This is a genomic window from Rheinheimera baltica DSM 14885 (genome assembly GCF_000425345.1).
Lineage (GTDB): Bacteria > Pseudomonadota > Gammaproteobacteria > Enterobacterales > Alteromonadaceae > Alishewanella > Alishewanella baltica.
Genome location: NZ_AUDG01000019.1, coordinates 1 through 13625 on the forward strand (window position 1 = coordinate 1; position 13625 = coordinate 13625).

The following is a 13625-nucleotide window of genomic DNA, read 5'->3' on the forward strand; positions in this document are numbered from 1 at the left end:
AAGCGAATTATCCATGTTGACTGGTATTAAGGGCGTGTTTTACACGAGTGAATATATAACTGAAGAGCCGGATGCGGTAATTCCGCACGTCCGGATCTGTGTGGGGGCGGCTCAGTAATGGGTCGTTCTACCACGATTCCAGCCCGGCAAAGGGTTCATCCAACATTAACACTGGCCGCTCTGTTAACAGTAAACGAGCTAGCGCAACGCGCCGTGCTTGCCCGCCAGATATTGCTGCACCATATTCGCCCAACACGGTGTTAAGGCCGTCAGGCTGGTGTTTAGCCCAATCGGCCAGAGCAACATCGGCGAGAACTTGCCAAAGTATTTCATCACTGGCGTCGGGTGCGGCTAAACGCAGATTTTGCGCTAATGTTAAGTCAAAAATATCCAGCTGTTGCGGCAAGTAACCTAACGTCTGCTCCAGTTGCCAGTGATTAAACGGCTGGTTGTTCAACTCGAGTGTTCCGCTATAGGCCAGCTGATTTGCCAGGGCTTGTAGTAAGGTAGTTTTACCTGCGCCAGACGGGCCACTAATGAGAAGCACATCACCACTTTGTAATGAAAAGCTAATATTGTCCGGGCCATATAAAGCGTTACTCTGGCGGGCGAAAAGCTGGGAAACGTTAAGCTGAAAAGGGCCTGTAGGCACTGGTTTTTCGCTATTGTCGGCGAGTGCAGTACCCGGTATTTGGTTAAGCCGGTCTCGCGCTGACATGCTAAGCCCAAGGGCAATAAAACTGTGGCACAGTGGCATCAAGACTTCATGTAAAGCCCACAATGCCAACACTGCTGCTAGCAGTAACGGCACACTGAGCATTGTGTCGTTTACTAACGCAGTGCCTTGCCATAATAGCGCTAACAGACTTATAGCCAATAACCATTGCTGTATTAATCCACTGCGGCTGGCTAATTGTTGCTGACGTATTTGCAATGTCAGATAGGCGCTATCCTCGGTGCTAAATTGTTGTGTTTTGTCGCACCAGCGCTGCCAAAGCAGCAGTGCGGTAAGCATAGACAGTGGCTCTAGTAACATTGTACGGCGCTTTGCTGCGGCAGCGGTGTCTTGTTTTGCCAGTATTATACCGCTTCGCAGTGTGATAAGCGGAACAGCCAAAGCTAATAGCAGTGGCACGCTGGCGCTAATAAACAGTGCGGGTGTTAACCAGTACCAAAATAATAAAACGAACGCCAATAAGCTGCAGGCCCAAAACCAGGGTGCGATAACTTTTAATGGAAATTGATCAAGCAAGTCTATGTCCGTTACCAGACGCTGCAGGGTATCGCCAGAGTGGCGCTGGTTTGCGCGGCTGTTGGCTAGCGCAGTAAAGCGATTGACACGTAAGTCTTTAAGTAAGCCAAGCGCAGCATAGTGTGATGTTAATCGTTCGGCGTAGCGGCCTGCAGTGCGGCCAATGGCGCATAAACGAATAATGGCCGCTGGACGAAAATAATCAAATCCGACGGCACTGATACTGGCCAAGCCAGCTAAAGCTGCCGCACTAATAAACCAGCCTGACAATGTCAGCAACGTGACTGCCGCCAGTAGGGTAATACTCCCCAGTAGCAGGGCGAGAAGCCAGGCATTGCGGCGGCTGTGTAGTAGCGTGCGCAGCTGGATCTGCTGCCGATGTCTCTCAGGCATTGGCGGTATATCCTTGGCTTATGTTGTCGGTATCGTTAAGGGTTACCACTCTATCTACCCAATTAAGCCCGGATAACGTGTGACTGATAATAATCACTGTTTTACCCCTGCTCAATTGGCCTATAAGTTGGTACAAACGATAGGCTGTTGCGTCATCAAGGTGCGCGCAAGGTTCGTCCAATAACCAAAGTTTGGCATCACGCAGCAGCAGTTGTGCCAGTGCTAATCGTTGTAACTGGCCACCGGATAAGCCCAGGCCGCGCTCGCCTAGCAGGGTGTTCAGTCCAAGTGGAAGTTGTTGTATCAGTTGCAATAACTCAACCTGCTGCAATACGTCTAGCAATTGCTGCTCAGTTGCCTCGGGGGCTGCCAGACGCAAATTTTCGGCAATGCTGGTCGCAGCTATCGGGCTATGTTGTGCCAGATAGGCTAACTGTTGCTGCCAGTGATCCCGATGCATCTCGCCTAAGGGAGTGTTGTTAATAAGTATATCGCCTTTAAAAGGCACAAAGCCCAACAGCGCTTGCAACATCGAAGATTTACCGCTGCCACTGTAACCTTGCAGTGCAATACGCTCAGCACGGTTAAGGTGTATATCAACCGGCGCCAGCCGCTCGCGGCCATTCGTGGTTAAAATGTGTAGCTGGCGCATGCAGATGGCGGGGGGCTGATTTAGGGTTATTTTGTTTAAACCTTGATGATGCCAGGCATGGTGTTGCAGTATTGGGGTTAGCTCCTCCAGTGCCGCTTCAGCCTGTGCTTTAGCATGGTAATCGCTACCCAGCTGGCGCAGCGGTGCATAAAATTCTGGCGCCAACAACAAAATAAATAAGGCACCCTGATAAGGCACCGGTATTACACCTTTAGCCCAGGGTAAAATGCCCAACAGCCCCAGGCCTAAATACAGTGCCAGTAATGCAATTGCCAATGCTGAAAAAAACTCCAGTACGGCACTGGATAAAAAGGCCAGTTTTAACACGCCCATACTACTGTCTCGATAACGCTGTGCTGCATTGGCGATCGACTGCGTGGCGCGATCCGTTGCTTGTAGCTGCTGCAGGGTGTTGATGCCGCGAACTAAATCCAGAAAGCGACCGCTCATACGGGCAAGTTGGCGAAACTGCTTCCTGCTGGCTTCAGCCGCGGCATTGCCCAGTAGTACCATAAACACCGGCACCAAGGGTGCGGTAAGTAATAAAATAATGCCGGCGAGTGTGCTGTAGTAAAAGGTTGCGGCTACCAACAATAATGGTGTAATCACCACCAGGTAACGCTGCACATAGTAACGGCTTATAAAGCCATCCAGTGCATCAACTTGCTCAAGTAACTTACTGCTTAAGTTGCCATCACTGCCATACAGGCTTTTACCTGGCCCTGCGCTGGCTAATTTATCCAGCAAGGTGTTACGCAACGCCAGTCGAATATGTTTGCTGGCCTGTAAACTGTATTGTTCCCGGCCATATTGCAGCAAAGGCCTAAAGAGCAAACATAGCGCTAAAGCAGGCAATATCGCCAACAGTACAGAAGCGCTAAGTGGCTGTGCTTGCTGGCTGGCCATTAGCCAATCAGCAAACACAACTGACAGCAAATAGCTCTGCAGAATAAACAGCACACTGCTGACAACCGCCAGCGACAGTGCAATACGCAGTCGTCGTTGCTGTGGCCCTAGCAGCCGGTTTAGCTGTTGAGCTGCCGTTACCGCTTTAGTCAGTTTGGGTGTCCTCGCCTTCATAGCCTTTTAATTCCAGCCACATGGCATTGATGATGCCAAAAGAACAGGCCAGTAATACCCCTAAAATCCAGGCAAAATACCACATAGAGTGCTCCTGATTAATTAATACAATGAATGGCTGTTATCACGAATATGCTGCTCGTTTAATCTGCCTCGCATGACAAAGTAGCTCCATGCCGTGTAGGCCAGAATAAGCGGTACAAAGATGCACGCTACAACGAACATGATCATCAACGTAGACTCACTGGCAGTCGCATCCCACATAGTTAGACTGTGTGCCGGATGGCTGCTTGAAGGCATAACAAACGGAAACATACTTACGCCCACAGTCAGGATAACCATTGCCAGTGCCAGCGCAGAGCTAACAAACGCTAATATATGGCGGCGGCTTTTGCTGGCCAGCGCGCAAATTAAGAAGCCAGTAACGCCTAGTGCCGGTATTAGCCACAGCAGCGGCCATTTAGCATAGTTGGCAAACCAGGCACCGCTGGCAATGGCGACGGTTTTTTCTGTTGTGCGGTTTCCGCCGTTGGTATCTATCATACTGGTAACGCTGTAGCCATCAATGGCGCTATATAGCCAGACACCGGCCAATACAAAAAGTGCGGCACATACTAATGCTAGTATCGACGACAGTTTTTCACTGCGGGCTTTAAGTTCGCCTTCAGTCTTTAGTTGCAGATAGGTGGCGCCATGGTTAACGATCATCAGTAGGCTTAACACGCCGGCCAGTAAAGCAAAGGGGTTAAGCAATGCCCAAAAGCTGCCGGTGTAATGTAGGCGCAGAATGTCGTCAAAATAAAATGGTACGCCTTGTAGCAAGTTACCAAACGCCACACCAAAAATAACTGCCGGAACTGCAGAGCCTGCAGTTAATGCCCAGTCCCAGCGACTGCGCCATTGCTCGGTATCAATTTTAGCGCGGTATTCAAAGCCGATAGGGCGTAAAAATAGCGCAAATAGCGTTAGCATTAAGGCGATATAAAACCCACTGAATGAGGCCGCATACACCGTAGGCCAGGCGGCAAAGAGTGCCCCACCTGCGGTAATCAGCCAAACCTGATTACCGTCCCAGTGCGGTGCAATAGCGTTAATCATTACCCGGCGTTCGTCGTTGCTATTGCCGAGTACTTTTAGTAGCGCAGCAACACCCATATCAAAGCCATCGGTTACCACAAAACCAATGAGTAATACGCCAATTAATAACCACCAGATAAATCGCAGTGCTTCGTAATCCATGTTATGCCTCCTTCGCTACTGGGCTTTCTAAGTCATATTTACCGGTATGCAAGGCGGAAGGCCCAATTTTGGCATACTTGGTCATTAACCACATTTCGATAATGACAAACACTGTATACAGCACCGCTATGGTGGCCAAACTAAACCAAATATCGCTGACACTAAGCTGAGATACCGCCATATGGGTGGGTAAAATTTCACCAATAGCCCAGGGCTGACGACCGTATTCGGCGACAAACCAACCGGCTTCACAGGCAATCCAAGGCAAAGGTAGGCTAAATATGGCAAATTTGAGTAACCATTTCGGCTTGTCGACGGTACGCTTGGCGCTATGCCAAAAGGCGAATGCAAACAGCAGTAACATTGATACACCGCAGGCGACCATAATGCGGAAACTCCAAAATAATGGCCACACTTTAGGTACTGAGGCATCTACAGCCAGTGCAATCTGTTCGGCCGTGGCATTGGCAACATCATCGGTATAAGCGGTAAGTAACATACCGTAACCTAAATCATCGCTAACTGCGTTAAAGCGAGCCACTGTAGCGGCTGACTTGTCACCAGCGCGGTATTGCTTCATTAATACGTAAGCTTCCTGGCCGCGAATAATGCGCTGCAGATGCTGGGCTTTTAGCTCTGTTAGCCCAGGCACTTCTTCGTCTAGTGAACGGGTAGCAATAAGCCCAAGCACAGCGGGTATTTTTAATGCGAAGTCGGTTGTTTGTGTTTCTGCATTTGGTAAGCCAAACACGGTAAAAGCGGCAGGAGCCGGATGGGTGTTCCATTCTGCTTCTACGGCAGCCAATTTTACTTTTTGCACATCACCTAGCTCGTAACCAGACTCATCACCCAGCACAATTACCGACAGCGCACTGGCTAAACCAAAAGCTGAAGCAATAGCGAAACTGCGTCTGGCAAAGGCTAAATCACGGCCTTTTAGTAAATACCAGCTGGAAATTGCCAGCACAAAAACGGCGCCGGTAACATAGCCTGCCGATACGGTATGAACAAACTTAACCTGAGCTACCGGATTAAATATTACCTCGCTGAAGCTGGTGAGCTCCATGCGCATAGTATCGATGTTAAAGACGGAACCTACCGGGTGCTGCATCCAGCCATTAGCAACCAGGATCCACAATGCCGACAAGTTGGTGCCTAGTGCCATCAGCCAGGTAACGGCCAGGTGTTTCTCTTTACTTAGGCGATCCCAGCCAAAAAAGAATAACCCAATCAGCGTAGATTCAAGGAAGAACGCCATCAGGGCTTCTATGGCTAGTGGTGCACCAAAAATATCGCCAACATAGTGCGAATAGTAGGACCAGTTCGTACCAAACTGAAACTCCATCGCAATACCGGTGGTAACCCCTAGCGCAAAGTTTATACCAAACAATTTACCCCAAAACTTAGTCATATCGCGATAGATGGTTTTACCAGTCATAACATAGACTGACTCCATTATTGCCAGTAAAAATGTCATGCCAAGGGTTAAAGGGACAAACAAAAAGTGGATCATTGCCGTAAAGGCAAACTGAAGTCGGGACAGGTCTACAATATCCATCTGCTTACTCCGCAAGCGCAGGTTAAAAAGGAGCACTGCAGCTACAAAGGTAGTACAGTCTGGCCACTATACTTGCATCGATGGCCAGCGCTTATGCGCTGGATCAAGTTTCTGTTTAGATATATTAGTAAAGTTGAATGCGTTAGCGTTTGCGGGCTAGGAAGGTATCAACCGCTTGATTGGAGGCAGCAAGTTTTTTGCGGCCTTGTGGGCAGGTTTGTGTCAGTAAAATAAACAGGGTGTCTATTACTAATTCTTGTGCGTTTCGCGCCAGGATTGATGACAAGCGCGCAGAGCTCTCATCGGCAACGGTAAATAAATTTAGGCTGGCCAGTTTAGCCACACTGTTGCCGCCAAATGCAGTAATACTGATAATTTTAACGCCGTTGGCTGCAGCTTGTTCGGTAATTTTTACGCTATCAGGCGTTTCGCCAGATTCACTTAATACCACTAAAACATCGTCACTGGTGTAATTGGCAATATTGGCCAGCTGGACATGGGTATCGGTTTCTGCCAGAGCGGCGGTACCTAACTTTTGCAGCTTGTATGATAAGTCTTTTGCCACCAGTGCAGAGCCACCTTTGCCACACAGCAGCACGCGTTTTGCGTTACGCAGCAACATTGCAGCCTGCTCAAAACTGGTTTGTGAGTTAATGGCGAAGGTTTTTTGCAGCACATTAATTTTGCTGGCCAGTAATTTTTGGCTCATGGTGCTAAAGGTATCGTCCAGTGAAATTTCACCGTGCAGTTTATCTGTACTGGACGCAGGTGTTTGATGATGCAAGCTGTCACTGATAGCAAATTTAAAATCGGGGTAGCCTTTGTAGCCTAACTTCTGAGTAAAACGCACCACACTGGCCTGACTAATGCCTACAGCTTTGGCCAACATCTGTGATGGCATATCACGGATATGATCTGGATTCGCCAGAATATATTCTGCAAGCTGCTGTTCAGCGCGCGGAAATTTATCGCGTAGGGCGGCAATTTTATCAAGTACAGACATCGGATATCCTTTGTGCTATGCGCAACACCAACTGATTTTGCCAGAGGATGCAGCATTGCAAGGCGTTAATTGGTAATCTACGGCTTATTATACGCATAAATTATTCATTTTTGTCGTCGCATGCAGAGGAAACCGCTATGCACCACCATATTCAGCAGCTATATAACATAGCGACTAAGCCTGGCCGAAGGGTTATAGGTTTGATGAGCGGTACTTCTCTTGATGGCTTGGATGTGGCGCTGTGTGAGCTAACCGGCGCTGGGTTAAATACCGCTATTAAGGTATTGCAGTTTACTACCGTTGATTATAACGCTGACTATAAGCAGCGGGTAAAGGCGGTATTTTCTAAACGTGAAGTAGACCTGCAGGCTATTACGCTGCTTAACCCGTGGATTGGTATTGAGCATGGTCGGATAATTAACCAGTGCCTGGCCAAATGGCAGCTAACGGTAAGCGATGTTGATGTTATTGCCAGCCATGGCCAAACAATTTTTCATTGCCCGAAACGCCAGCACAACCTCATAGATTACGGTAATGCTACTTTGCAAATTGGCGATGGTGATCATCTGGCGGTTACCACCGGAATTATTACGTTAAGTGATTTTCGCCAGAAACATATTGCCGCGGGTGGTGAAGGGGCGCCCTTAGCCGTATACGGTGATTATTTGCTGTTTAGTAGTGAGCACGAAAATCGCATTATGCTGAATATTGGCGGCATAGCTAACTTCACCTGGTTGCCAAAAACACGAGACGCTGAGGCCGTATTTAGTACGGATATTGGCCCCGGCAATACCATAATGGACGCCTTTATTCAGCAACATTACCCTGAGCAATATTTTGATGCAGACGCCAAACTGGCTAAAGCGGGTGTAGTCAGTGAGCCTTTGCTTGAAGCGTTGAAGCAGGATGATTTTTTTGCCCTTGGTTTTCCTAAAACCACCGGTCCGGAAGTATTTAACCTGGCGTATCTGGCTAAAGCACAGCAACAAAGTGACACAACAAGCCTGAACCCTGCCGATGTGATGGCAACCCTTAATCGCTTTTCTGCCGATATGATTATCAGTGCTATTGCGCGCACTACAGCGCAGTTAAATAATTTTGTCATTTATGCCAGCGGCGGCGGTATTCATAACCCGTTGTTAATGTCACAAATTAAGGCTGCACTGCCTGGCGTGGACATTAAAACAACGGCAGATCTTGGCATAAACCCTGATGCTAAAGAGGCGGTATTATTTGCTGTACTGGCGAATGAATGTTTGGTGGGGGGCAAGCAACAATTTAGCAATGCCCGTGAAGGCATACCGGGAGTAAGCATGGGGAAAATCAGCTTTTCTGATTAATAGCCGGGAAAAAGGATTCATTGAAAGGAATGTATGAATCTTATACAATGACACCGTTGTCATTAGTAGGGCAGCCAACTCAAAAAACGATTTCAGGAGCAGTAATGATCGGTCGATTAATAAAAGGATTTAGCCTTGGTTTGCTATTTAGCACTAGTGTATTGGCCACGCCGATTCATTTAGGAGAGTTAGCTAACTTTGCTTTGTTTGCTGGCGCGAACGGGGCCAGTAGTCAGTCAGGATACATGGGGCTTGGCTCTGAGAGTGATGTACATGGCAACATTGCCGCGAAACAATTAGAGTTTGGCGCGGGCACTATCGTTAATGGTTATGCTGCCGGTATCAATCAACAGCAAGGTGTGGGTATTCACATTACGCAAGGCTGGCAGCAGTGGAACAATAGTCAGTTTATCAGCTTGCAAGATCAGCTAAGTGCGTTATCGCAACAGCTGCAGGGCCTGGGCGGTACGCAGACAAATTTACAGAGTTTAAATAACTATACCGGGAATGGTGGTTTAAATGTATTTTCGTTAAACCCGGTTATTATGGCGCATCAAGCTATTAACTTATTTGGTAGTGCTGATGACACCTTTGTATTTAATATCAGCCAGTGGTTTATGATGGACGGCGGCGGCATTTTTTTACATGGTATAAACCCAAACCAGGTGTTTTTTAATTTCCATAGCCAAAATCAAGCGGAAGAATACACTACGCTATCTGCCGGGATGTTTGGTACCAGTAATATTCAAGGCAACTTGTTGGCGCCCAATATGTTTTTGCAAGTAGGGGACGGTGCGACACTTAATAACACCCGTATTCTTGCCGGAGCGCTGCAGTTAAATATTCAAACATTAATTCCACCACCTACAGCGCAGGAGCCATCACAGGTTCCAGTGCCTGCCAGCATGTTATTATTGTTACCCGGTTTGCTGCTGTTAACTAAACGCAAGCGCTCAAACTAACGGTTAACAAAGATAGAGAAGGCTGAACTTTCAGCCTTTTTTATGTCTACTCACTTAGGCTTGCGGCTCAAATTAAATAGGTATGGATTTCACGCCGGTTTCACAAGCCCGGCGTTATGTTGAGTGCCTGTTTGGTTGATCTAAAAGGCATAACATGGCTAAAAAATATTATGGGTTGCTGCTTTGCATTGGTTTTGCGGCGCAGCCGCTGGCATTAGATATCAGCGCTACAGAACACGTAGCGCTTAATGCGCACCTTTCTGCAGCGGCGGAGTTACAAAACACTATTGCCAGCGAGATACGGCAGTTTGAACAACGATCGCGCCGTGACTGGGCTTATCGTATTAGCCGTTATGAAAATGAAGAGGGTGATATTAGCAGTAGTGTTGAGCTGTTTGAGCCAACAAATACGCCGGACAGGCAATGGCAGTTGTTAAGCATTAATGGCCAGGCGCCGGATGATAAACAGCTGAGAAAGTTTGCCGCGTTGAAACAGCCACAGGGCAAAGCGGCCGGGCAGCAGAATTTTTCGGTTAAGCTAAGTGAGCTTATTCAACTGGATAGCTTGCAGCTGACCTTTGAAACCCCGCAACATTTACAGGCCAGTTTTGCGGTGTATCTCAGCCAGCTTGGCGGCGATGTCAGCAAAAAACTGCAGGGTTCGCTGCGCTTTAATAAAGAAGAGCACTATATCGACACTATTGAAATTACTAACACAGCAAACTTTTCACCGCTGTTTAGTGCCAATATCAACGAGTTTAACCTTACACTGCGCTTTACTAAAATTGACAGCGCAATACTGCCACAGCAGCAGGAGATGAGGATGAAAGGCACTTTTGCCTTTTTCACTAAGATTGATGAAGTCTCGACCGATACCTTCTCAGATTATCGCTATGTTGGTAATGAAAGTTTTACTGAGTAAAACCTACTCTCACTGTGGTGCCCTTATCGCTACTGACGTGGGCACTGCTAACGCTCATCTGCCAGCCCTGATGTTCACACAATCGTTTAACAATGGCTAAGCCAAACCCAAAGCCGGTACTTTGCCGGCCTTTTACACCAGCCTCGGTAATATGCGGGTAAATATCAGCTGTCATGCCCGGGCCGGTGTCGCGGATTATTAGGTTGTTTTCGCTAAAGGCAATGCTTACTTCGCCTGACTCGGTGTATTTAAAGGCGTTACTGAGCAAATTATCCAGCAGCACTTTAAGCATGTCGGCATTGGCGCTGATGCTAACCTGGCAACTATCACACAGCTGCACCGTAACCGGCTTGCCTTGTAGCAGTATGCTGTTGTCCAAAATAGCCCGCTCAACCAGCGGCATCAGTTCAGTGCTACTGTATTTATTGGCGGCATGCTCTTCTCTGGCCAGAATAAGCAGGGTTTGCACGGTTTTTTCCATTTGTACCGCAGCATCATAAATGCGTGTCATTAGCAGCTTATCGCTGTCAGGCTCTGTCTGCGGAGGTGCCGCCTGTTGACTGCCAGTTTGCTGGCTTTGCCATAGCTCTGCGGCGTTTTTAATCACCGCCAGCGGGGTGCGCAGCTCGTGGCTGACATCGGCGGTAAAACTTTTTTCGCGTTTAAGCGCTCGGGCAATACCGCTTAGGCTATGTTCCAGTGTGCGCGCTAAAATGCCCACTTCGTCATTGGCGAATTGGCTGGCAAACTCACTGGCAAAGGGTTTAGAAAAACGCTGCGACAGCTGTTCAGGCGCGACATTATCAACCAGTGCCGCCAGCTGTTTTAGCGGCCGGGTAGTTTTGCGGCTGACAAACCAGGCGATAAGGCAGGCAAGGGTAGTGACAAGCAGTGCGCTGATAAACAGAAATTGCAGCACACCGCCACGAATAGGCCTTACCAGTAATTGCTGGCTTACCTCGGCCAGCAGTAACACTTCAGGCTGTGGCGTAACCGTATATAAGTGATAATGCCGGCCCTGCTGGCCGGCAAACTCTTTGCGCTTTGGCTCTGCTAATGCTTTTTCGCGTATCTCGTCGGGCAGGGTGTCGCGGCTAAAATGCAGTTGCATGCTGTTACTTGCCGGCGGTAGCCATTGGCCGTTGGTTTGGTAATGGCTATCAAGGCGAGCCGCTTCCTGCTGCAACTGCTGTTCAATAAAGCTGTCTTCCAGCGTGTACATCAGGATAAAAGAGATAAGGCCGTTCACCGCAGAAATTACCAGGGTGAAAATACAGAACTGCAATACGATACGCCGGCTTATGCTGTGAAACTTTGCGGTGTTTTTTCGGCTATCAGCGCTCATTGTGCGGGTATCTCCAGGGTAAAGCCGACGCCAAAAACGGTTTTTAACAGCGGATAGGCAAAAGGTTTATCCAACACAGCGCGCAGCTGATAAATATGCGAGCGCAGCGCGTCAGATTCTGTTGGTTCATCGCCCCAAAGTTTGTGGCTTAGTTCAGAGCGGCTGAGCACTTGCGGATAAGCCTCAGCCAACAGCAGTAAAATGTTATAGCCCATGGTGTTAAGCGCCAGCAGCTGGCCATCGCGTTTAGCAATTCTGCGTTGTTTGTCCAGCTCCAGCGGCCCCAGGGTTATCGTGTGCTGTTGTTGTAACAGATGGCGGCGGCACAGCGCCAGACAGCGCACTTCCAGCTCCTGCAGTGAGAACGGTTTGGTTAGATAATCGTCGGTGCCAACCGTAAAGCCGGATACCTTAGCATCGATGCTGTCGCGGGCGGTGAGCATTAACAACGGAATATGCCGGTCTGCTTGTTGTCTTATTTGTTGGCACACCTGCAGGCCGTCCATGCCCGGCAGGTTTAAATCCAAAATGATCAGGTCATAATACTGTTGTAGTGCTAACGCCAGCCCCTGTTTGCCATTGTTGGCAAAATCAAAAATATGGCCTTTTTGCTCCATATAGCCGGCAATGTTTTTCGCAATGCTCAGCTCATCTTCAATTAGCAGTACCTGCAGTACTCCGGGCTTGTTCATCACTCAATCCATTCCAATCCAGTTTAAGGCTACAAATCAGCTAACAATGCGGTTGCCGCGGCGAAATCGGGTTTAGCGGCAAGAATCTGCTGCAGTGTTGCGCGCGCGGCGGCCTTATCATTCAATTTAAGCTGTGTTTTTGCAATCGCCATATCCAGTGCAGTGTTATTAATGGCAGTTTGGCCTGCTTGCATCAGTGTTAGTGCATGCTGCCATGCTTGGGCGGTACTGGCCGTATTAAGGTAGTAATACCCGTACATGCCCAGCAATTCAAGCTGATACTGCGTGGCATCGGCGGACAATACCTGCTGTGCAGTAATGTTGCCGTTCAAAAGTTCAGCTACCAGTGTCAGGGTAGCATCATCTTGATGTGGCGCCATCGGTAGTGGGGTAATGCCCATTGATGTAACCAACGCCATCGCTGTTGCTACCGTTGAGGTTGGGTTTTGTCCGGTGATCAACCGGTTATCCACCGCCACATGGCTTAGCATCATTGGGCTGTGTTCAAAGCGGCCACCGCGTGCAGTTAGTTTGTCTTGCAGCATAAAATCAAACTGAGCCAGCCACTTTTTGCCAAACAAATGCTCTTCTTCGTTGGTAAAGCTGTTTACCGCTTTATTGGCTACCAGATAGCTGCCGTCGGCTAATTTCACATTAACCAGCGCCGCCGGGCCATGACAGACGGCCGCCACCGTGCCTTGCTGCTGATAAATATCGCTAATTAATTGCTGCAGAGCAGTGTCTTTAGGTAAGTCGAACATGGCGCCTTTGCCGCCAACGATAAAAATAGCGTTGTAGTCAGCTGCTTTAAGCTGCGCAGTGCTAAGGCTATGGTTTAACTTTGCCATAATGGCGGCGTCGTTCAGCACTTGTTGGTTATAGGCTTTGGTCGCATCGTATTTATCGGCTTCTACTTTGCCGCCTAACGGGCTGGCAATGTCGACCGCAATTCCATGCGCCTGAAATACCAGATAGGCCTTGGCAAATTCATCAAATTCATAGCCCGGTGCTTGTTGCTCTGGCTGGCCGTAACCACTTAGTACCATCACAATACGTTTGCTGTCGGAAGATTCGGCAAATGCCGGGCGACTGACCAGCGCGCAAAGCAGGGCGCAAAGCAGGGTGGCGATAATCAGCATACAAAGTTTAAACTGTTTCATCTTAGTGCTCCTAAAAATGGGGTTGCG

12 protein-coding genes are annotated in these 13625 nt (G+C 48.5%); 3 read left to right on the forward strand and 9 right to left on the reverse strand.

Annotation, left to right across the window (positions count from 1 at the left end; genetic code table 11):
• Positions 1–127: 127 nt before the first annotated feature.
• The 6 genes from H595_RS21885 to H595_RS0108015 form a co-directional block, all read right to left on the reverse strand.
• Entirely contained in the window at positions 128–1645 is a 1518-nt protein-coding gene (locus tag H595_RS21885; RefSeq protein ID WP_051219789.1) for an amino acid ABC transporter ATP-binding/permease protein, read from the reverse strand.
• Positions 1638–3377: a thiol reductant ABC exporter subunit CydD gene (gene cydD, locus H595_RS0107995; protein WP_027670740.1), complete on the reverse strand. Its 1740-nt coding sequence runs from the start codon at positions 3375–3377 to the stop codon at positions 1638–1640. The genes H595_RS21885 and cydD overlap by 8 nt, the downstream gene beginning before the upstream one ends.
• Entirely contained in the window at positions 3349–3462 is a 114-nt protein-coding gene (cydX, locus tag H595_RS0108000; RefSeq protein WP_027670741.1) for a cytochrome bd-I oxidase subunit CydX, read from the reverse strand. The genes cydD and cydX overlap by 29 nt, the downstream gene beginning before the upstream one ends.
• A gap of 17 nt (positions 3463–3479) precedes the next feature.
• Positions 3480–4616: a cytochrome d ubiquinol oxidase subunit II gene (gene cydB / locus H595_RS0108005; protein WP_027670742.1), complete on the reverse strand. Its 1137-nt coding sequence runs from the start codon at positions 4614–4616 to the stop codon at positions 3480–3482.
• A gap of 1 nt (position 4617) precedes the next feature.
• Positions 4618–6174, reverse strand: a complete 1557-nt coding sequence (locus tag H595_RS0108010) for a cytochrome ubiquinol oxidase subunit I (protein WP_027670743.1) — start codon at positions 6172–6174, stop codon at positions 4618–4620.
• Between the two features lie 142 nt (positions 6175–6316).
• Positions 6317–7177: a MurR/RpiR family transcriptional regulator gene (locus H595_RS0108015; protein WP_027670744.1), complete on the reverse strand. Its 861-nt coding sequence runs from the start codon at positions 7175–7177 to the stop codon at positions 6317–6319.
• Positions 7178–7314: 137 nt separating this feature from the next.
• Between H595_RS0108015 and H595_RS0108020 the strand changes: the two genes are divergently transcribed.
• The 3 genes from H595_RS0108020 (at position 7315) to H595_RS0108030 (ending at position 10401) form a co-directional block, all read left to right on the forward strand.
• The gene (locus H595_RS0108020; protein WP_027670745.1) at positions 7315–8517 is read left to right on the forward strand and encodes an anhydro-N-acetylmuramic acid kinase; all 1203 of its coding nucleotides are present in this window, start codon (positions 7315–7317) and stop codon (positions 8515–8517) included.
• Positions 8518–8621: 104 nt separating this feature from the next.
• Positions 8622–9479 carry a hypothetical protein gene (locus tag H595_RS0108025; RefSeq protein WP_027670746.1) on the forward strand — a complete coding sequence of 286 codons (858 nt, stop codon included), beginning with the start codon at positions 8622–8624 and terminating at the stop codon, positions 9477–9479.
• 154 nt (positions 9480–9633) lie between these two features.
• Positions 9634–10401, forward strand: a complete 768-nt coding sequence (locus H595_RS0108030; RefSeq protein WP_027670747.1) for a hypothetical protein — start codon at positions 9634–9636, stop codon at positions 10399–10401.
• Here H595_RS0108030 and H595_RS0108035 read toward each other — a convergent pair.
• From H595_RS0108035 to H595_RS0108045, 3 genes are read right to left on the reverse strand one after another with little or no spacing between them, the layout of a single operon-like run.
• Positions 10391–11746: a sensor histidine kinase gene (locus tag H595_RS0108035; protein ID WP_027670748.1), complete on the reverse strand. Its 1356-nt coding sequence runs from the start codon at positions 11744–11746 to the stop codon at positions 10391–10393. The genes H595_RS0108030 and H595_RS0108035 overlap by 11 nt on opposite strands.
• On the reverse strand, positions 11743–12438 hold the full coding sequence (locus H595_RS0108040) for a response regulator transcription factor (RefSeq protein ID WP_027670749.1): 696 nt from the start codon (positions 12436–12438) through the stop codon (positions 11743–11745). The genes H595_RS0108035 and H595_RS0108040 overlap by 4 nt, the downstream gene beginning before the upstream one ends.
• A 29-nt stretch (positions 12439–12467) precedes the next feature.
• Complete coding sequence (locus tag H595_RS0108045; RefSeq protein WP_027670750.1) at positions 12468–13598, reverse strand: type 1 glutamine amidotransferase domain-containing protein; 1131 nt, start codon at positions 13596–13598, stop codon at positions 12468–12470.
• Between the last annotated feature and the right edge of the window lie 27 nt (positions 13599–13625).